Source organism: Dactylosporangium sucinum, from assembly GCF_014647515.1.
In the GTDB taxonomy this organism is placed as follows: domain Bacteria; phylum Actinomycetota; class Actinomycetes; order Mycobacteriales; family Micromonosporaceae; genus Dactylosporangium; species Dactylosporangium sucinum.
This window is the reverse complement of sequence record NZ_BMPI01000007.1, coordinates 136,358-155,078: the sequence shown is the minus strand read 5'-3', so window position 1 is coordinate 155,078 and position 18,721 is coordinate 136,358. Positions and strand designations below refer to the sequence as shown.

Below are 18,721 nucleotides of genomic sequence, written 5' to 3'. Positions count from 1 at the left end.
CCGTTGCGTCGATCTTGCAGTTGTGGTGCCTCCCAAACCGGGACATTGTCGGAGTGTCCGGGCACCACAAGTGCAAGATCGACGCGGTGAGGGGGCGGTGAGGGGGCGGGGGCGGGGCGGGCGCGGGGTGGAAAAGGTAAGGCGCCGCGACGGGGGTGCGGGTTACGGTCGGCGGGCCATGATTCGACTGCCCCTGCCCGAGCCGGGCCGGCCCGACAGCCGGTCGCCCGCGCGGTACCTGCTGTGGCTCGCCCGCAACCAGTGGCATCTCGTGCTCGGCGGGGTGCTGCTCGGCATCGTGTGGATGGTCAGCCAGGCGCTCGTGCCGGCCGCCATCGGGGCCGGGGTCGACGCGCTCGCCGCCCATGACCAGCGGCGGCTGCTCTGGGCCGGGGCCGCGGTGCTCGGGCTCGGGGCCGTCACCGCCGCGTCGGGGATCATGCGGCACCGGTTCGCGGTCAGCAACTTCCTCAGCGCCGGGTTCCGCACCGTGCAGGTCGCCGTCCGGCACGCCACGCGGCTCGGGGCGACGCTGCCGAAGAAGGTCGCCACCGGCGAGGTGGTCAGCATCGGTACCACCGACTTCGACCACATCGGCTTCTCCATGGACATCACCGCCCGCGGCGGCGGCGCGGTCGTGGCCATCGTCGTCGTCAGCGTGCTGCTGCTGCGGGTGTCGGTGCCGCTCGGGCTCGTCGTCGTCATCGGCGTGCCGATCCTGGTCGCCGTCGTCGGGCTGCTGCTGCGGCCCCTGCACCACCGCCGGAAGCTGCAGCGGGACCTGTCCGGCGAGCTGACCGGCCGCGCCGTCGACATCGTCGCCGGGCTGCGGGTGCTGCGCGGGGTGGGCGGCGAGGCCGTGTTCGCCGAGCGGTACCGGCGCGAGTCGCAGCACGTCCGCGCGGCCGGGATCCGGGTCGCCAAGGTCGAGTCGCTGCTCGAGGCGGCCCAGATCCTCCTGCCCGGCTGCTTCATCGCGCTGGTGACCTGGCTCGGGGCCCGGTTCGCGGTCAGCGGGCGGATCAGCCCCGGCGAGCTCGTCGCCTTCTACGCCTACGCGGCGTTCCTCATCGCACCGCTGCGCACGCTCACCGAGTTCGCCGAGAAGGTGACCCGCGGCCTGGTCGCCGCCCGGCGGGTCGTCGACCTGCTCCAGATCGAGCCCGAGGTGGAGTCCCCGGACCGGCCCGAGCCGCTGGCCGACGGCGACCTCACCGACCCGGAGTCCGGCTTCGTCGCGCGCCGCGGCGAGCTCACCGCGATCGCCGCGGCCCGGCCCGAGGACGCCGCCGCGATCGCCGACCGGCTCGGCCTGCTCGTCCCCGGATCGGGTGCCTGCCTCGCCGGGCGGCCGCTGGACCGGCTCGACCTCGCCGAGGTGCGCGCCCACATCGTGGTCGCCGACAACGACGACCGGCTGTTCCGCGGTGTCCTGCGCGACGAGATCGGCGGGGGTACCGCCACCCTGCACGCCGCCAGCGCGGAGGACATCGTCGACGCCCTGCCCGACGGGCTCGCCACGGAGATCGCCGAGAGCGGGCGGGACTTCTCCGGCGGCCAGCAGCAGCGGCTGCGGCTGGCCCGGGTGCTCGCGCTCGACCCGCCGGTGCTCGTGCTGGTGGAGCCGACCAGCGCCGTCGACGCGCACACCGAGGCCCGCATCGCCGACCGGCTGCCGAAGGCCCGCGCGGGGCGGACCACGGTCGTCTGCACCACCAGCCCGCTGCTGCTCGACCGGGCCGACAGTGTCGCCTTCGTCGGCGCCGACGGGCGGGTCGCCGCCGTCGGGGCGCATCGCGAGCTGCTCGACACCTGCCCGCGGTACCGCGGCGTCGTCAGCCGCGAGGAGGACTAGTTGCTGCCCGTCGCCGCCGGCGCCGAGGTGCGCGCCTACCTCCGCCGGCTGTTCGCCGCCCATCCGCGGATGCTGGCCTGGGTGTTCGCCCTGCACCTGCTGGCCGCCGTCGCCGGGCTCGCCGCGCCGTGGCTGCTCGGGGACCTGGTGGAGCGGGTCTCCCGGGGTACCACCGCCGCCGCCGTGGATCGGGTGGCCATCGCGATCGCCGGGTTCGTGGTCGCCCAGGCCGTGCTGGTGCGGGCCGCGCGGCTGGCGTCCGCGCGGCTCGGCGAGGCGGTGCTGGCCCGGCTGCGGGAGGAGTTCGTCGACCGCGTGCTGGCCATGCCGCTGTCCACCGTGGAGCGGGCGGGCACCGGCGACCTGATCACGCGGGCGTCGCGCGACGTCGGCCGCACGTCGGACACGGTGCAGCTGGCGGTGCCGACGATCGTCATCTCGCTGCTGCAGATGGTCCTCACGGTCGGCGCGATCGCGCTGGTCAACCCGATCCTGCTGCTGCCCTGCCTGGTCGCGGTCCCGGTGCTGTACCCCAGCTCGCGCTGGTACTTCCGCCGCGCCGCCCCCGGCTACCTGCGGGAGGGCGCCGCGTTCGCCGGGCTGACCGACGGGCTGACCGAGACCGTCGAGGGTGCCCGCACCGTCGAGACGCTCGGCCTGCGCCGGCGGCGGGTCGAGCGGACCCGGGACCAGCTCCGCGACACGTACGCGGCGGCCCGGTACACGCTGTCGCTGCGCACGGTGTGGTTCCCGCTGACCGAGTTCGGCTACGCGCTGCCCGGCGCGGTCGCCCTGGTGGCCGGCGGCTGGTTCGTCGCCGAGGGCTGGGCCACCGTCGGCGAGGTCACGGCCGGTGTGCTGTACCTCGTCGCGATCATCGACCCGCTCGACCGCGTCCTGTCCTGGTTCGACGAGCTGCAGCTGGGCCTCGCCTCGTTCGCCCGGATCGTCGGCGTCCGCGCCGCGGCGGCGCCGGACGTGCCGCCGTCCGAGGTGCCGCCCCGCGACGAGCGGCTGGAGGCGCGCGACGTCCGGTACGCCTACGTGGAGGGCCGCGACGTGCTGCACGGCGTCAGCCTCGACGTGCGGCCCGGCGAACGGATCGCGATGGTCGGCCCGTCCGGCGCCGGCAAGTCGACGCTCGGCCGGCTGCTCGCCGGCATCCACGCGCCGCGCGCCGGCACGGTCGAGGTCGGCGGGGTGCCGCTCGCCGCGCTGCCGCTCGACGAGCTGCGCGGGCACGTCGCGCTCGTCACCCAGGAGCACCACGTGTTCCTGGGCACGCTGCGCGACAACCTGACCCTCGCCCGGCCCGGCGCCACCGACGACGAGCTGCTGGCCGCGCTCGCCACCGTCGACGCGCTCGACTGGGTCGAGGCCCTGCCCGGCGGCCTCGGCACCACCGGCCCGGCCCTGTCACCCGCGCAGGCGCAGCAGCTGGCCCTGGCCCGGCTGGTGCTGGCCGACCCGCACACGCTCGTCCTCGACGAGGCGACGTCGCTCATCGACCCGCGGGCCGCGCGGCACCTGGAGCGGTCCCTCGCCGGAGCGCTGGAGGGGCGGACGGTGATCGCGATCGCGCACCGGCTGTTCTCGGCGCACGACGCCGACCGGGTCGCGGTGGTCGAGGACGGCCGGATCACCGAGCTGGGCAGCCACGACGAGCTGGTCGCCGCCGGCGGGGCCTACGCCGCGCTGTGGCGGTCGTGGCACGGCTCAGTGGAATAAGGCGTAGACGGTGCCGATGACGACGACGGCGATGATCGCGAACAGGAACGTGAGCAGCAGCTGCCGGTCGTTGCCCGGCGCCTCCGCGACCTCCTTGGCGATCTTCGGCAGGTCGACGGTCGCGCGGTGCAGCTCGGCGAGGGTCTTCGCCGCGTAGACGGTGCCGGCGCGCTCGGCGAACTCGTCGAGGGTGAGCCGGCCCGCCTTCGTGTGCTGCTGCAGGGCGGTGATCACCCGCTCGCGGTCTTCGTCGGAGGCGCGCACGGGTTCAGGATACGGCGACGCGGTGCGCCGCGATGTCCGCTGCTCTAGTGCGTCGCGATGTCCGCCAGGACCGCATCCGTCACCTGCACCAGGTCGTCCGGGGCCAGCTCGATCTGCAGGCCGCGGCGCCCGCCCGAGACGAACATCGTCTCGAACCCCGACGCCGACGCGTCGATGACGATCGGCAGGCGGGAGCGCTGCCCGACCGGGGAGATGCCGCCCGTCACGTAGCCGGTCGCGCGCTCGGCGGCGGCCGGCTCGGCCATCGCGGCCCGCTTGCCGCCGACGGCGGCGGCCAGTGCCTTGAGATCGAGGGAGCTCGACACCGGGACCACGCCGACGGTCAGCTTGCCGTCGACGGTCGTCACCAGCGTCTTGAACAGCCGCGCCGGATCCACGCCCAGCGCCGCGGCGGCGGCCTCGCCGTAGGAGGCGGCCCGGGGGTCGACCTCGTAGGTGTGCGGGGTGAACGTGACCTTCGCGCGCGTCAGCAGCGCGGTCGCCGGGGTGCCCTTGCTCGCCACTGGCCCACAATAGCGAGATGCAGATCGGTGCCGTCCAGATGTACCTCGGCCACGGCCACCTCTTCCTGGGCGCCACGACCGCCGTGGATTTGTCCGTGTTCGACGGCGAGGGGCCGGTCACGGCGACCGAGCACCACGTCCGGGTCGCGGCGCGGCCGCAGGTCGGGCTGGTGCGGGTGCGGCTGTGGCAGGGCGCCGGGCCGCGCGTCGGCCGGCTGGTCTTCGACGGGAAGCTGGCGCTGCCCGACGGGCGGTTCTGCGTCGAGGAGGCGACGGGGCTGTCGCGGTACGTGACGAAAGCCAACAGCTACGCGCCCCGCGTCCTCGTCGCCGTCGACGACCCCGGGCACGCCTCGCGCGTCGACGTGGTGCTCGAGCCCGAGTTCGTGCCGCGCAGCGCCCAGGTGTGGACGGCCGGCGAGCCGCCGTTCCCGAAGCTGACCGTCGCGCCGACCGCGCCCCGGCACCGGGCGGACGTGTTCGCCGACGCCCTGGCCGGGCACGACTTCCCGCGCAAGCGGCTGACCGCGGCGCTGCAGGTGGTGGCCGAGGAGCGGCGGCAGCGCAACTCGGAGCAGAGCGTGTCGTTCTACGTCAACGACATCGTCGAGTGGCTGCGCTGGCTGCACGACCGGGTGACCTACGAGATGTGCCGCGACACCGGGCTGTTCCTGATGGAGCAGCTGGGGCGGCGCCAGCCCGAGCTGCTGGCCGAGGACGTGCTGGTCAACCTGCAGCGGCGGCTGGGCCAGCAGCTGTTCTGAGCAGCAGTACCGCCGGCGCCCGGCCGATGCGCGTGAGCGCGATGGTGGCCGGGCTCCCGCCGGTGAGTTTGAGGCTTTTGCGGAGTTCTTCGACGTCGAGGGCGGAGCCGCGCTTGAGGATGGTCAGCGGCCCGGCATCGAGGTCGCGCAGCGCGGCCCGCAGCCGCTTCAGCGCGACCGGCAGGTGCTCCAGCACCTCGTACGTGCGGGCGAACGGGGTCGTCGCCGGCTCGTCCGTGTAGGTGTACGCGATCGTCGGGTCGGCGAGGGTGCCGCCGATCGTCCCGGCGAACTCGGCGACGAGGTGGGCCCGGATGACGGCGGCGTCGGGGTCGTGGAGGAAGCGCTTCGGCCGGTCGACGGGGGCCTGTTCCCCGCCGGTGCCGGTGAGCTCGTGGACGGCCGGCGTCGCCGTGCTGATCAGGGTTGCCCGGCGCGGTGTCTCGGCCAGGGGGCCGCACCAGGCCGCCGCCTCGACCAGGTCGCCGTCGATGCTCACCCATTCACCCTCGGCATGCTCGGGCAACAGGTCGTGGTCGATGCCGGGGGCGAGCTTGAGCACGGTTCTGGGGACTCGTGCGGGGAGGGCGGCGACGAAGTCCCACGGCGGCTCGTAGGCCCGCGGGTCGAACACCCGCTGCCCGCCCTTCGTCCGGCGGGCCGGGTCGCAGAACACGGCGTCGACGCCGGTCAGGTCGGTGGTGACGGCGTCCCCGTGGGTGACGTCGGCGGGCAGGCCGAGCGCGGCCGCATTGGCCTGCGCGATCCGGGCCGTCGTCGGGTCGGCGTCCACGGCGCGCACCCGCAGCCCCGCCCGCGCGAACGCGATCGTGTCGGCGCCGATGCCGCAGCCGAGGTCGGCGACGGACGTGACGCCGGCCACGGCCAGGCGGCGGGCGCGTCTCGTCGCGACGGCCGCCCGCGTGGCCTGCTCCAGGCCGGCCCGGGTGAACAGCATCACGGCCGCGTCGGCGCCGAACTTGGTGACGGCCTTCCGGCGCAGCTCGGCCTGGGTCAGCGCGGCGGCGGCGAGCGCGGGCGCAATACCCTGGGCGCGGAGGTGCTCGGCGGCCCGCAGCGGGTGCCGGTGTGCGTCGGTGATCGTGCCGGCCGCGGCCAGGGCCTGCCGCCCGGCCTCGCTGAGCAGGTCGTCGACGTCCACCCGACGATTATGCGCGGGTGATTTCGTGGCGTGTTTGGCACTCTCCTTGACGGAGTGCTAGACAGCGACATAACCTCCGATTAGCACTCTCGTGTCGAGGGTGCCAGCCACCCCGGCCGGAGCCGGCACCCGCGACGACGGCTTCACCGGGCACTCGATAGCGCAAGAATCAATACCCCAGGAGGGTATGCCCGTGACTACCGCGACGAAGGTTGCGATCAAGCCGCTCGAGGACCGCATTCTGGTCCAGGCCAACGAGGCTGAGACGACCACCGCCTCGGGCATCGTCATTCCGGACACCGCCAAGGAGAAGCCCCAGGAGGGCACTGTCCTCGCGGTCGGCCCCGGTCGGATCGACGACAAGGGCAACCGGGTTCCGATCGACGTGAAGGTCGGCGACACGGTCATCTACTCGAAGTACGGCGGCACCGAGGTCAAGTACGCGGGCGAGGAGTACCTCGTGCTCTCCGCGCGTGACGTCCTCGCGGTCATCGAGAAGTGACCCAGACCAAATAGAAGCAGTGGCCACCGCCCCGGACCGTGCGCAGGCGCGCAGGCAGCCGGGGCGGTGTCGCTTTGAAGGGAATCCACAAGCATGGCGAAGATCCTGAGCTTCTCCGACGAGGCGCGCCACCTGCTGGAGCACGGCGTCAACCGCCTGGCCGACACGGTCAAGGTCACGCTCGGCCCCAAGGGACGCAACGTCGTCCTGGACAAGAAGTTCGGTGCCCCGACCATCACCAACGACGGCGTGACGATCGCCAAGGAGATCGAGCTCGCCAACCCCTACGAGAACCTCGGCGCCCAGCTGGTCAAAGAGGTTGCGACCAAGACCAACGACGTGGCCGGTGACGGCACCACGACGGCCACCGTGCTCGCCCAGGCGCTGGTCCGCGAGGGCCTGCGCAACGTCACCGCCGGCGCCAACCCGGCCGGCCTCAAGCGCGGCATCGACGCGGCCGCGGCCGCCGTCGTCAACGCGCTGAAGGAGAAGGCGACCCCGGTCGCGAGCCACACCGAGATCGCCCAGGTCGCCACCATCTCGGCCCAGGACGCCACCATCGGCGACCTGATCGCCTCGGCGATGGAGCGGGTCGGCCGCGACGGCGTCATCACGGTCGAGGAGGGCTCGACCCTCACGACCGAGCTCGAGGTCACCGAGGGCATGCAGTTCGACAAGGGCTTCATCTCCCCGCACTTCGTGACCGACGCGGAGGGGCAGGAGGCGGTCCTCGAGGACGCCTACGTGCTCATCACCACGCAGAAGATCGCCGCGATCGAGGAGCTGCTGCCGCTCCTGGAGAAGATCGTCCAGGAGAACAAGCCGCTGCTGGTCATCGCCGAGGACGTCGAGGGCCAGGCCCTGTCGACCCTGGTGGTCAACGCGATCCGCAAGACCTTCAAGGTCGTCGCGGTGAAGGCCCCCGGCTTCGGCGACCGCCGCAAGGCGATGCTGCAGGACATCGCGATCCTGACCGGCGCCGAGCTGGTCGCGCCCGAGCTCGGCTACAAGCTGGAGACCGTCGGGCTGGAGCAGCTGGGCAAGACCCGCCGCGTCGTGGTCACCAAGGACCTGACCACGATCGTCGACGGCGGCGGCGACCGCTCCGAGGTCACCGCGCGCGTCGAGCAGCTCCGCAAGGAGATCGAGGCCTCCGACTCCGACTGGGACAAGGAGAAGCTGAACGAGCGCGTCGCGAAGCTCTCCGGTGGCGTCGCCGTCATCAAGGCCGGCGCCGCGACCGAGATCGAGATGAAGGAGCGCAAGCACCGCATCGAGGACGCGATCTCGGCCACCAAGGCCGCGGTCCAGGAGGGCATCGTCCCGGGCGGCGGCGCCGCCCTGGCCCAGATCGCCCCGGTCCTCGACGGCGACCTCGGCCTGACCGGCGACGAGAAGGTCGGCGTGGCGATCGTCCGCAAGTCCCTGGTCGAGCCGCTGCGCTGGATCGCCCAGAACGCGGGCTTCGACGGCTACGTCGTGGTCGGCAAGGTCCAGGCGCAGGACTTCGGCCACGGCCTGGACGCGGCCACGGGCGACTACGTCGACCTGGTCAAGTCCGGCATCGTCGACCCGGTGAAGGTGACCCACAGCGCGGTCGCCAACGCCGCGTCGATCGCGGGCCTGCTCCTGACCACGGAGAGCCTGATCGTCGACAAGCCCGAGGCCCCGGAGCCCGCCGCCGGCGGCCACGGCCACGGCCACGGGCACGGCCACTCCCACGGCCCGGGTTTCTGACCCGACGCCGCTGGCACTGAGGGGAGTCCTCCTGGGAGGGCTCCCCTTCGGGCAGCCCATCCTTCCCACGATCATGAAGACGCTCGGAGCGGAAAAGCTTAGGGTTCGATTACCGGCCTTGGAGGCACCCCGCTGATCGCCGCATGCTTGGCGGCGTGAGAAGTCGTACGTACGGTGCGCTCGCCGGGATCACCGCCGCGGCCGCCGCCATCGGGGTCGCCGAAGGGCTCGCCGTCCTGACCGGTGCCGCCACCGCGCCCCTGGTGGCCGTCGGCGGGGTCGTCATCGACGCCGTGCCCGCCCAGGTCAAGAACTTCGCCGTCGACGTCTTCTACACGTACGACAAGCTTGCCCTGCTCGTCGGCACGCTCGTCCTGCTCGCCGCCTTCGCCGCGGTGACGGGGGCGCTCGCCACGAAGCGCGCGATCTTCGGGTACGCCGGCATCGGGATCTTCGCCGCCGTCGGCATCGCGGCCGCGCTGACCAGGCACAACGCCCCGTGGTACGCCTTCGTGCCGACGCTTGCCGGCGCGGTGGCGGCCGCGGGCGTGCTCCACCTGGCGCTCCGGCAGGAGCCGGCCGAGAGCGGCTACACGTACGAGCAGCGGCGCTGGCTCCTGCGCGTCGCCGGCGGCATCATCGCGGGTGCGGCCGTCATCGGGTTCGCCGGGCGGTGGTGGGCCACCCGCCGCGGGGTGCAGGCCGAGCGGGACGCCGTGCACGTGCCCGAGATCAGCGAGAGCCCGGCGACCCTGCCGCCGCAGGCGGACGCGCAGCTGGCCGATCTCGCCCCGTTCGTCACCCCGAACAAGGACTTCTACCTCATCGACACCGCACTGGTCGTGCCGCAGGTCTCGCCGCGGGACTGGAAACTGCGCATCCACGGGCGGGTCGAGCGCGAGCTCACCATCACCTACGACGAGCTGCTCAAGCGTCCGATGATCGAGCGGTACATCACCCTCGCCTGCGTCTCGAACGAGGTCGGCGGCGGCCTGATCGGCAACGCCCGGTGGCAGGGCGTGCGGGTCAAGGACCTGCTGGACGAGGCGGGCCCGAAACAGGGCGCCGACCAGGTCGTCAGCCGCTCCGTCGACGGCTTCACCGCCGGCACCCCGACCGCGGTCCTGCTCGACGGCCGCGACGCCATGCTCGCGATCGCGATGAACGGCGAGCCGCTGCCCATCGAGCACGGCTTCCCGGTCCGGATGGTGGTCCCGGGGCTCTACGGCTACGTCTCGGCGACGAAGTGGCTGGCCGAGCTGGAGCTCACCTCGTTCGCCGACTTCGACGCGTACTGGATCAAGCGCGGCTGGGCCGCCCAGGGGCCGATCAAGACGCAGTCCCGGATCGACACCCCCCGCGACGGCGGGGAACCGAAGGCCGGCCCGCTCGTCATCGCCGGCGTCGCCTGGGCGCAGCACCGCGGCGTGTCCAAGGTCGAGGTCCAGGTCGACGACGGCGAGTGGCAGCGGGCCGAGCTGCTCGCGGTGCCGTCGGTCGACACCTGGCGGCAGTGGCGGCTGCAGTGGACGGCGGCCCCCGGCAGGCACCGCATCACCGTGCGGGCCACCGACAACGCCGGGCAGACGCAGACCGACGCGGTGGCGCCGCCCGACCCGGACGGCGCCACCGGCTGGCACTCGATTGCCATCGACGTCAGGTAAAGCCGTCAGGCGAAGACGTCAGGCGAAGACGTCAGGTCGGCAGGTAAGCCGGAATGATTCCACCGAACGGCCGCAATTGCCGTCACCGGGCGGCGGCCCGCGAACGAGGATTGGTGGCCGCGGTCGACGGCCGGCGCTGCGCGGGCACCCCGGGGGCCGGATGCGTCGGGCCCGGCCGGCCGCCGCGCAGCGGCTGCTGCGCACCCGCCGTGGGGGCCGCAACCGGGCGCAGGCCCAGCTTGGCCTCCAGTCGCGGCACGTCGACGCGCTGGCGGCGCCGGTCGGCCGCGTCCTCCCAGCCGATCGCCAGCAGCCGCAGCCGCTCGCCCTCGGTGAAGCCGCCCCAGACGCCGTACGGCTCCCGGGTCGAGAGGGCCTGAGCTGCGCATTCGGCCCGCACCGGGCAGGCGCGGCACACGTTCTTGGCCGCGGCCTCGCGCCGGCCGCGCGAGGCGCCGCGTTCACCGTCGGGGTGGAAGAACTGGGCGCTGTCCCGTCCCCGGCACAGCCCGAGCCGCTGCCAGTCCCAGATGTCCGCGATCGGTCCGGGCAGGCGAGTCACATTCGTCATTCGCTCCTCCTTCCAGGCGTGCGGCCTGGAATTCGCGCGGGGCACAATCCCTGTGCAACGCGCGAGACCGCCGTAGGTGACGGCATGCCGTCGGTCAATTTCTGTAAGGCCAATCGCGGCGAAACCACGTCTAGATCTCGCCATTTCGTGTTTCTCTCTTTGAGAGAGAGGAGCACGACGGTGCGTACGATTTTGGTGTGTGTGCGAACACAGGTCGCGGCACAGACGGTCGCCGCGGCCGCGGCCCGGCTCGGAGTGGCGCACGCGGTGCGGACCGCCGTCACGATGGTCGAGGCCCTGGCGCGGCTGAGTGAGCAGCCCGTGGACCTGGTCCTGGCGGACCCCGTCCTGGCCCGCCCGGACAGCGCGGAGTTCTCCCGCCGCGTTCTCGCGGTGGCGCCGGGCGCGACGGTGGTCTTCTTCGGCACGGAGGAGCCGCGGGCGGCGGCCGCCGCGATCGCCGCCGGCGCGCGGGCGGTCATCCGCGTCGACACGGCCGACCCGGTGACCACGCTCGCGAAGGCGGTGCTGCTGGTGCTCAGCCAGGTGCGCGGCAACGGCGAGGCGGTGCTCCAGGCGCGCGTCGGCACGCCCGCCCAGGCCGCCCCGGGCGGCGCGGTGCCGCTGGGCACCCGCGGGCTGAACGGCACGGCGGCCCGCACCGCGGCCGCGCCGGCCGCCCGGCTGGTCGGCGCCGGGGTGCCCCAGCAGCGCGGCGACGTGGCCGGCGAACCCCCGCGGCGGCGCGTCGAGCTCACCGAGCGGGAGTTGCAGGTGCTGCGCGGGATGGCCGACGGGAAGAGCAACGCGGAGATCGGCCGTGAGCTGTTCGTCTCGGAGGACACCGTCAAGACGCACGCTCGCCGGCTGTTCCGGAAGCTGGGCGCGCGTGACCGCGCACACGCGGTCGCGGCGGCGTTCCGCGCGGGGCTGGTGAGTTAGCGCGCCATGGCATGCCGCGTCGGTACCCCGGACGCGGCAGACCTAAACGATGGCCTGCTCCGGATCAGCCGTCGTTGTCGTCCGTCGCACTCGCGAGTGCGTCGTGGACCCCGTCAGCGTAACCCCGCGCGTACTCCCATGTGACGTAATGGTCCGGGTCGGGGTCGAACGCGGGCTCGTGCACGCGGGGACGACCCGACGTGAGCAGGTGTTTCAGGTTGCCCCGCAGCAGGTCCCAGTCGAAATAGTGCGGTTCGTGGCAGTCTTCACACTCGATGACGAGCCCACGCACGCCGATCGCCGTGAGCAGCGCCTGGTAGATCTCGAGGTCCGCGAGGTCCTCGAGAACGTCCTGGCGCTCGGCGGCGGTCAACGGGTCTTCGGCACCGCTGTCGTCGAGCTCGGCCGAGGGATCGGCCGGGTCGCCGGCGAACGGGTCGATGGGCTCTTCGTGCACGCCTCAACGGTAGCCCCAAACACCCCGGGTGTGGGGCCGGGCACGGCTTCGCCATGGCGGACGGGTGCACCGCCTGAGCGGAAGTACGATGAGACGCACCCGCCGGACGACCGAGAACTGGGATGCGCCTCATGGACTTGCTGCCTCTGGGCTTGACCTTCGACGACGTGCTGCTGCTGCCGGGCGAATCCAACGTGGTCCCGAGCGCCGTCGACACGTCGAGCCAGGTGACCCGCAACATCACCCTGCGGATCCCCCTGGTGTCCAGCGCGATGGACACCGTGACCGAGGCCCGGATGGCGATCGCCATGGCCCGGCAGGGCGGGATCGGCACCCTGCACCGCAACCTGTCGATCGACGACCAGGCACAGCAGGTCGACCTGGTCAAGCGCTCCGAGGCGGGCATGGTCACCAACCCGGTCACCTGTTCGCCCGAGGACACGCTCGGCGAGGTGGACGCCCTGTGCGGTCGCTACCGCATCTCCGGCGTCCCGGTCGTCGACCCCGACGGCCAGCTCGTCGGCATCGTCACCAACCGCGACATGCGCTTCGTGTCCGACCCGACCACCCGCGTCCGCGAGATCATGACCATGGCGCCCCTGGTGACCGCGCCGGTCGGGGTGAGCAAGGACGAGGCGCTGGCCCTGCTGCGCAAGCACAAGGTCGAGAAGCTGCCGATCGTCGACGACTCCGGCAAGCTGCGCGGCCTGATCACGGTCAAGGACTTCTCCAAGAGCGAGAAGTTCCCGCACGCCACCAAGGACGAGGCCGGCCGCCTGCGGGTCGCCGCGGCCGTGGGCGTCGGCGAGGACTCGTGGAAGCGGGCCCGCACCCTGATCGACGCCGGCCTCGACATCGTCATGGTCGACACCGCGCACGGGCACAACCGGCAGGTCGTCGAGATGGTCGCCCGGCTGAAGAAGGAGACCGGCGTCGACGTCGTCGGCGGCAACGTGGCCACCTACGCGGGCGCCAAGGCGCTCTGCGAGGCGGGCGCCGACGCGGTCAAGGTCGGCGTGGGCCCCGGCTCGATCTGCACCACGCGGGTCGTCGCCGGCGTCGGCGTGCCGCAGATCACCGCGATCATGGAGTCCGCCCGCGCCTGCCGCGAGTTCGGCGTGCCGCTGATCGCGGACGGCGGCGTGCAGTATTCGGGCGACATCGCCAAGGGCATCGTGGCCGGCGCCCACACCGTGATGCTGGGCAGCCTGCTGGCCGGCTGCGAGGAGAGCCCCGGCGACCTGATCTTCATCAACGGCAAGCAGTACAAGTCGTATCGCGGCATGGGCTCGCTCGGCGCGATGCAGTCCCGCGGCCAGGCCCGGTCCTACTCGAAGGACCGCTACTTCCAGGACGACGTCCTCTCCGACGACAAGCTGGTGCCGGAGGGCATCGAAGGCCAGGTACCCTACCGGGGCCCGCTGGCCGCGGTCGCCCACCAGCTCGTCGGCGGCCTGCGCTCCGGCATGGGCTTCGTCGGCGCCGAGACGGTCGCCGCCATGCACGAGCGGGGCCAGCTCATCCGGATCACCTCGGCGGGCCTCAAGGAGAGCCACCCGCACGACATCCAGATGACGGTCGAGGCACCCAACTACCACTCCCGGTAGGCACCCCAGAGCGGCGAGGAGCCCCAACATGCGTGACGTGGTCGAGATCGGGCTGAGCAAGAGCGCCCGGCGTGGCTACCACCTGGACGACATCGCGATCGTGCCGACGCGGCGCACCCGCGACGTGGACGACGTGTCGACCAACTGGCAGCTCGATGCGTATCCCTTCAAGATCCCCTGTGTCGCGCACCCCTCGGACGCCACGATGAGCCCCGCGACCGCCGTCGCGCTCGGCCGGCTCGGCGGCCTGGGCGTGCTCAACGTCGAGGGCCTCTGGACGCGGTACGCCGACCCGGCCAAGATCCTGGAGGAGCTGGCCGGCCTCGACGACGACGACCCGGCCACCGCGCGCCTCCAGGAGGCCTACGCCGAGCCGATCAAGCCGGAGCTCATCGGCGAGCGGGTCAAGGAGATCCGCGAGGGCGGCGTCACGGTCGCCGTCCGCGTCTCCCCGCAGCACACGCTCGCCCTCGCCCCGGTCATCCTCGACGCGGGCGTCGACATCCTGGTCATCCAGGGCACGCTGGTCTCCGCCGAGCACGTGTCGACGACGGACGAGCCGCTCAACCTCAAGGAGTTCATCGCCGACCTCGACCTGCCGGTCATCGTCGGCGGCTGCACCAACTACCAGACGGCGCTGCACCTCATGCGCACCGGCGCGGCCGGCGTCATCGTGGGCATCGGCGCCGACGAGTGGTCGACCACCGACCGCGTCCTGGGCATCCGCGTCCCGATGGCCACGGCGATCGCCGACGCGGCCGACGCCCGCCGCGACTACCTCGACGAGACCGGCGGCCGCTACGTCCACATCATCGCCGACGGCAACATCCAGACCTCCGGCGACATCGCCAAGGCCCTGGGCTGCGGCGCCGACGCGGTGATGGTCGGCGAGCCGCTGTCGCGCGCCGACAGCTCCCCGGCCGGCGGCGCGTGGTGGCACTCGGCGGCCAGCCACCCGAAGCTCCCGCGCGGCTCCTTCGGCTCGGCCGAGCCGACCCTGGGCTCCCTGGAGAAGGTGCTCTACGGCCCCTCCGAGGACCCCGACGGCGCCCTCAACCTGTTCGGCGGCCTCCGCCGCGCGATGGCCAAGTGCGGCTACCGCGACCTGAAGGAGTTCCAGAAGGTCGGCCTGGTCCTGGACAAGTAACGGGACAAGCAACAGGACCGACAGCTTTGGGACTCCGGTCCGTGCAACGCACGACCGTCGCTCCCGTCAGACACCGCGGGTGGGGCCCACCGAGGTGGGCCCGACCCGCTGCCATCGCCGTCGTGCCAAGAGCGAGGACCGCACCGGTGTCCGTCGCACACGCGGCGTTCACCTGTGCGCCGCCGGACGCGCTTCTCATGACCCCATGCGTCGATCACGGGGTTTCGCAGCTGCCGCCATCGCCTCCTTACTCGTCGTCGCCCTCGTCCCGGGCCGGGCCTCCGCCGCCGCCCACGCCCGCATCGAGGGCACCGGCTCGTCGTCCGCCGCCGGCGCCGTCAACCAGTGGGTGGCCGACGTGCAGGGCCGGGGCCTGAGCGTCACCTTCACCGCCGTCGGCTCGCCGTCCGCGCGCCGCGACTTCGCCTACAAGGCGACCGACTTCGCCGTCTCCGACCTCGTCTACCAGGGCACCGACCCGCAGACCGGCGTGGTCGACGACTCGCGGGGCCGGCCGTTCGCCTACGCTCCCGTGACCGCCGACGCGGTGACCTTCCCGTACCGGCTCGTCGCAGGCGGGACCCAGGTGACCGACCTGCGCCTGTCCGGCCGCACGCTGGCCCGGATCTTCACCGGCGGCATCACCGACTGGAGCGACCCGGCGATCGCCGCGGACAACGGCGGCCGCGTGCTGCCCGCGCTGCCGATCACGCGCGTGGTGCGCGCCGACGCCACCGGCACCAGCTGGCGGCTCGCCACCTACCTGGCCGCCCAGCACCCCGACCTGTGGGGACCGTTCAGCGGCGGCAACCCCCCGAGCGCCGTCTACCCCGACAGCCCGGCCGGCGCGTCGATCCGGTCGCCGGGGACCGACGGCCTGATCAACCAGGTCCTCGACCCGGCCGCCAACGGCACGATCGGCTACGTCCAGCTCCGGTACGCGACGGCCGCCCGGGTCCCGGTCGCGAGGATCGGCAACGCGGCCGGGTACTACGTCGCCCCCGACCCGCTCAACGTCGCGCTCGCGCTGGGCACCGCCGTCCACCACGCCGACCGCGCCGCCGAGCTCGGCGTGCCGGCCGACCCGCGGGCCTACCCGCTGTCCGGCTACGAGTACGCGATCCTGCCGACCGGCACCGACGCCGAGGACAACCGGATCACCGGCCAGAAGCGGCAGACGATCGTCGACTTCTTCGGGTGGGCCGTCTGCGGCGGGCAGGCCTCCGCCGCCGGGCTCGGCAACGCGCCGCTGCCGCCGAACCTGGTCCGGGCCGCGTTCGAGCAGCTGGCCCGCCTCGGGCAGGCCGACCCGTCGGTCGATCTCGCCGCCCTCGACCTCGCGCACTGCGCCAACCCGGCGATCGACCCGGCCGACCCGTCCCGCGACGTGCTGGCCGCGACCGTCCCGATGCCCGAGGCGTGCGACCGGGTGGGCGCCACGCCGTGCCCGACCGGGGCGGCCGGCATCCCGGCGGAGGCGCTGAACACCACCCTGCCGTACACCGGGAGCCTCACCCTGCGGGTCGCCCTCGGCACCCGCGTCTCCCTCGCCCAGGTCGACCCGTCGACCGCGGCGGGCCACCCCGCGCAGGCCACCGACCCCACCGGCCACCGCCACGCGTGGGTCTTCGAGGGGCAGCTGGCCGGGGTCTCAGTCGCCGACAGCCGCCCGCCGATGCCCGGCTGGACGGTCACCGGCCGCGCCACCGACATGGTCAGCGGGGGCACGACGGTGGCCGCGCGCAACGTCGGCTGGGCCCCGGCGCTGGTGAGCGCCGGCAGCGACGCCGAGGGCGTCGTGGTGGCCGGCCCCGCGGTGCCGCCGAACCTCGCCGACGCCGCGAGCGCCGGCCTGGCGGAGGCCGCCCTGCTCGCGTCGGCCCCGCAGGCCACCGGCCTGGGCACGCAGCAGCTCGGCGCCGCGATGCGGCTGTGGATGCCCGACACGTCCCCGAAGGGCGGCTACGCCGGCACCCTCACGCTCACCCTGATCAGCGCCTGAGTCACTCGGGCGGCAGGATCGGCTTCTCCCACACGGAGACGTGCTGGGCGCTCTCGCTGGTGAACGGCTCGCGCGCCCAGTCCGCCCACCGGTGGGCGAGCCGCAGCCCGGCCAGCTGGGCCATGAGGTCCAGCTCGGCCGGCCACACGTACCGGAACGGGATCGAGCGGAAGCCGCCCCGCCCGTTGACCACCTCGACGTAGTTCGAGGACATGAACTGGGTGGCGACGTCGTACTGGTCGTAGGCCCAGCGGTGCTCGCTCACGTGGAACGGCACCACGTCCTGCCCGGGCGGCAGCCGCCGCAGGTCGGGCATCATCACCTCGATCACGAACCGCCCGCCCGGCACCAGGTGCGCCGCCACGTTCCGGAAGCACGCCACCTGCGCCTCCTGCGTGGTGAGATTCATGATCGTGTTGAACACGAGATAGGCGAGCGAGAACGACCCGTCCACCCGCGTCGCCGCGAAGTCACCGATGGTGACCGAGATGGCGCTCCCGCCGGGCTTCTCCTTGAGGCGCGCGACCATCGCCCGCGAGAGGTCGATCCCGTGCACGGAGAGCCCGGTCGCCGCGAGCGGCAACGCGATCCGCCCCGTCCCGATCCCGAGCTCCAGCACCCGCCCTCCGTCGGCCAGCTCGGCCAACGTCTGCACCACGGGCCCGACGACGGCCGGCTCGGCCATGTCCGCCGACCGCTCGTCGTACTGCGCGGCGACCCGCTCCCCGAAATACCCGTCCGTATCGATCACCGCCGGACCATACCGCGCCAAAATCACGTTGCGTAAGGTCCCCAGGTCACGGACCGCCCATGATCGATGGAAACTTCCGGTCGCCATGGCAGCCGGAAACTTCCATCGATCACGAGAACGGGAGTGGCGGCGCGGGTCAGCGGGGGAGGGCCTGCTGCAGCTCGGCGCGCAGGGCCGGGGTCAGCATCTCGCCCGTCTGCTTGGCCAGCCGGGCCATCTCGTAGCCCACGACGCCGATGTCGGCCTCGCGGCCGGCCAGCACGGCCAGGATGGAGCCGTCCCGGATCGACATGACCAGGAAGAAGCCCTGGCCCATCTCGACCACGGTCTGCTTGACCTCGTCGCCGTCGAAGATGCGTGCGGCGCCGCTCGTGACGCTGACCAGGCCCGACGTCACGGCCGCGAGTTGGTCGGCGCTGTCGCGCGGGAGGTGGTCGGAGACGGCGACCAGCAGGCCGTCCGACGACACCACCACCGCGTGCGAGATACCGGGCACCCGCTCGGTGAAGGCGTTGATCAGCCAGCTCAGGTCACGTGCTTGTTGGCTCAGGGTCACGCCGTGCTCCCTCGATTTTCGTTGATCGGCACCGTGGGGACTTCGTCCTCGTTCGCGGCCCGGTGCACGCCGCTGTAGAACCGGGTGAGCATGCTGCTGACGCTCGCCGGGTCCGGCTCGCTGGGCTGGCTGACCGTCACCGGCTGGGCGACCTCGGCCGCGGGCACCACGCCGTTCGGGTCGCCCGGCAGCTGGGCCAGCGGCACCCGGATGGGCAGGCCGGCGTTGCTCGTGCCGGCCGTGACCGGCTGGCGCTGGGCCGGGATGACGGGCGCCGCGGGCGCGTCGCCGCCACCGCCCTTCGACCACCAGCGGGTGCCCTTCGCCGCCGGGGCGGCGTTGCCCCGGGCCGCCGCGCCGATGATGTCCTCGGCCCGGTTCGGCCCGCGCCGCACGGCGTTCGCCGGCCCGCCGTTCGCCGACCGCCCCGCGACCCCGCCCATCCCCGGGACCGGCTGCCCCGACCCAGGGGCCGCCGACACGGGCGC

General features: G+C 73.1%; 16 protein-coding genes and 2 pseudogenes. 10 read left to right on the top strand and 8 right to left on the bottom strand.

What is annotated here, in order from left to right; genetic code table 11:
- Window positions 1-178: 178 nt before the first annotated feature.
- Window positions 179-1,855, top strand: a complete 1,677-nt coding sequence (locus tag IEZ31_RS09200; RefSeq protein ID WP_190249336.1) for an ABC transporter ATP-binding protein — start codon at window positions 179-181, stop codon at window positions 1,853-1,855.
- Window positions 1,856-3,583, top strand: a complete 1,728-nt coding sequence (locus tag IEZ31_RS09195; protein ID WP_229834523.1) for an ABC transporter ATP-binding protein — start codon at window positions 1,856-1,858, stop codon at window positions 3,581-3,583. It abuts the gene before it with no gap.
- On the opposite strand, the gene IEZ31_RS09190 is transcribed toward IEZ31_RS09195, so the two are convergent.
- Window positions 3,572-3,847, bottom strand: coding sequence for a DUF1707 SHOCT-like domain-containing protein (locus IEZ31_RS09190; protein WP_190249335.1), 276 nt, complete (start codon window positions 3,845-3,847; stop codon window positions 3,572-3,574). The genes IEZ31_RS09195 and IEZ31_RS09190 overlap by 12 nt on opposite strands.
- A 44-nt stretch (window positions 3,848-3,891) precedes the next feature.
- Window positions 3,892-4,371, bottom strand: coding sequence for a Cys-tRNA(Pro) deacylase (gene ybaK / locus IEZ31_RS09185; protein ID WP_190249334.1), 480 nt, complete (start codon window positions 4,369-4,371; stop codon window positions 3,892-3,894).
- Window positions 4,372-4,388: 17 nt separating this feature from the next.
- Between ybaK and IEZ31_RS09180 the strand changes: the two genes are divergently transcribed.
- Window positions 4,389-5,135 carry a hypothetical protein gene (locus IEZ31_RS09180; RefSeq protein ID WP_190249333.1) on the top strand — a complete coding sequence of 249 codons (747 nt, stop codon included), beginning with the start codon at window positions 4,389-4,391 and terminating at the stop codon, window positions 5,133-5,135.
- Here IEZ31_RS09180 and IEZ31_RS09175 read toward each other — a convergent pair.
- Entirely contained in the window at window positions 5,098-6,297 is a 1,200-nt protein-coding gene (locus IEZ31_RS09175; RefSeq protein WP_190249332.1) for a THUMP-like domain-containing protein, read from the bottom strand. The genes IEZ31_RS09180 and IEZ31_RS09175 overlap by 38 nt on opposite strands.
- Before the next feature lie 193 nt (window positions 6,298-6,490).
- On the opposite strand from IEZ31_RS09175, the gene groES reads away from it, so the two are divergent.
- The 3 genes from groES to IEZ31_RS09160 all read left to right on the top strand — a co-directional run bounded on the left by groES (window position 6,491) and on the right by IEZ31_RS09160 (window position 10,200).
- The gene (gene groES / locus IEZ31_RS09170; protein ID WP_505661123.1) at window positions 6,491-6,799 is read left to right on the top strand and encodes a co-chaperone GroES; all 309 of its coding nucleotides are present in this window, start codon (window positions 6,491-6,493) and stop codon (window positions 6,797-6,799) included.
- Window positions 6,800-6,892: 93 nt separating this feature from the next.
- On the top strand, window positions 6,893-8,536 hold the full coding sequence (gene groL, locus IEZ31_RS09165) for a chaperonin GroEL (RefSeq protein ID WP_190249330.1): 1,644 nt from the start codon (window positions 6,893-6,895) through the stop codon (window positions 8,534-8,536).
- 143 nt (window positions 8,537-8,679) lie between these two features.
- The gene (locus IEZ31_RS09160) at window positions 8,680-10,200 is read left to right on the top strand and encodes a sulfite oxidase (RefSeq protein ID WP_190249329.1); all 1,521 of its coding nucleotides are present in this window, start codon (window positions 8,680-8,682) and stop codon (window positions 10,198-10,200) included.
- A 232-nt stretch (window positions 10,201-10,432) separates the two neighbouring features.
- Here IEZ31_RS09160 and IEZ31_RS56205 read toward each other — a convergent pair.
- Window positions 10,433-10,771, bottom strand: a pseudogene (locus IEZ31_RS56205) (WhiB family transcriptional regulator); the annotation flags it as partial.
- 180 nt (window positions 10,772-10,951) lie between these two features.
- On the opposite strand from IEZ31_RS56205, the gene IEZ31_RS09150 reads away from it, so the two are divergent.
- Complete coding sequence (locus IEZ31_RS09150; protein ID WP_229834518.1) at window positions 10,952-11,713, top strand: helix-turn-helix transcriptional regulator; 762 nt, start codon at window positions 10,952-10,954, stop codon at window positions 11,711-11,713.
- 64 nt (window positions 11,714-11,777) lie between these two features.
- Here IEZ31_RS09150 and IEZ31_RS09145 read toward each other — a convergent pair whose 3' ends face one another.
- Window positions 11,778-12,170 carry a DUF5319 domain-containing protein gene (locus tag IEZ31_RS09145; protein WP_190249326.1) on the bottom strand — a complete coding sequence of 131 codons (393 nt, stop codon included), beginning with the start codon at window positions 12,168-12,170 and terminating at the stop codon, window positions 11,778-11,780.
- A 122-nt stretch (window positions 12,171-12,292) separates the two neighbouring features.
- Here IEZ31_RS09145 and guaB point away from each other — a divergent pair, with 122 nt between their 5' ends.
- The 3 genes from guaB to IEZ31_RS09130 all read left to right on the top strand — a co-directional run bounded on the left by guaB (window position 12,293) and on the right by IEZ31_RS09130 (window position 16,926).
- The gene (guaB, locus tag IEZ31_RS09140) at window positions 12,293-13,777 is read left to right on the top strand and encodes an IMP dehydrogenase (protein WP_268241657.1); all 1,485 of its coding nucleotides are present in this window, start codon (window positions 12,293-12,295) and stop codon (window positions 13,775-13,777) included.
- A gap of 28 nt (window positions 13,778-13,805) precedes the next feature.
- Window positions 13,806-14,924 (top strand): GuaB3 family IMP dehydrogenase-related protein, encoded by a 1,119-nt coding sequence (locus tag IEZ31_RS09135; protein ID WP_190249324.1) that lies wholly within the window; start codon window positions 13,806-13,808, stop codon window positions 14,922-14,924.
- 205 nt (window positions 14,925-15,129) lie between these two features.
- Complete coding sequence (locus tag IEZ31_RS09130) at window positions 15,130-16,926, top strand: substrate-binding domain-containing protein (protein WP_190249323.1); 1,797 nt, start codon at window positions 15,130-15,132, stop codon at window positions 16,924-16,926.
- Between the two features lies 1 nt (window position 16,927).
- Here IEZ31_RS09130 and IEZ31_RS09125 read toward each other — a convergent pair whose 3' ends face one another.
- From IEZ31_RS09125 to IEZ31_RS09115, 3 genes and pseudogenes are all read right to left on the bottom strand, one after another.
- The gene (locus IEZ31_RS09125) at window positions 16,928-17,677 is read right to left on the bottom strand and encodes a class I SAM-dependent methyltransferase (RefSeq protein WP_190249322.1); all 750 of its coding nucleotides are present in this window, start codon (window positions 17,675-17,677) and stop codon (window positions 16,928-16,930) included.
- 136 nt (window positions 17,678-17,813) lie between these two features.
- Entirely contained in the window at window positions 17,814-18,233 is a 420-nt protein-coding gene (locus tag IEZ31_RS09120; RefSeq protein ID WP_190249321.1) for a roadblock/LC7 domain-containing protein, read from the bottom strand.
- Window positions 18,230-18,721, bottom strand: a pseudogene (locus tag IEZ31_RS09115) (hypothetical protein); the annotation flags it as partial. The gene IEZ31_RS09120 and the pseudogene IEZ31_RS09115, both read right to left, overlap by 4 nt.

Coding starts and splice junctions, on each gene's coding strand:
- IEZ31_RS09135 (WP_190249324.1), top strand. CDS start 13,806: ATGCGTGACGTGGTCGAGATCGGGCTGAGCAAGAGCGCCCGGCGTGGC.
- IEZ31_RS09200 (WP_190249336.1), top strand. CDS start 179: ATGATTCGACTGCCCCTGCCCGAGCCGGGCCGGCCCGACAGCCGGTCG.
- IEZ31_RS09180 (WP_190249333.1), top strand. CDS start 4,389: ATGCAGATCGGTGCCGTCCAGATGTACCTCGGCCACGGCCACCTCTTC.
- IEZ31_RS09160 (WP_190249329.1), top strand. CDS start 8,680: ATGCTTGGCGGCGTGAGAAGTCGTACGTACGGTGCGCTCGCCGGGATC.
- IEZ31_RS09130 (WP_190249323.1), top strand. CDS start 15,130: ATGCGTCGATCACGGGGTTTCGCAGCTGCCGCCATCGCCTCCTTACTC.
- guaB (WP_268241657.1), top strand. CDS start 12,293: ATGCGCCTCATGGACTTGCTGCCTCTGGGCTTGACCTTCGACGACGTG.
- groL (WP_190249330.1), top strand. CDS start 6,893: ATGGCGAAGATCCTGAGCTTCTCCGACGAGGCGCGCCACCTGCTGGAG.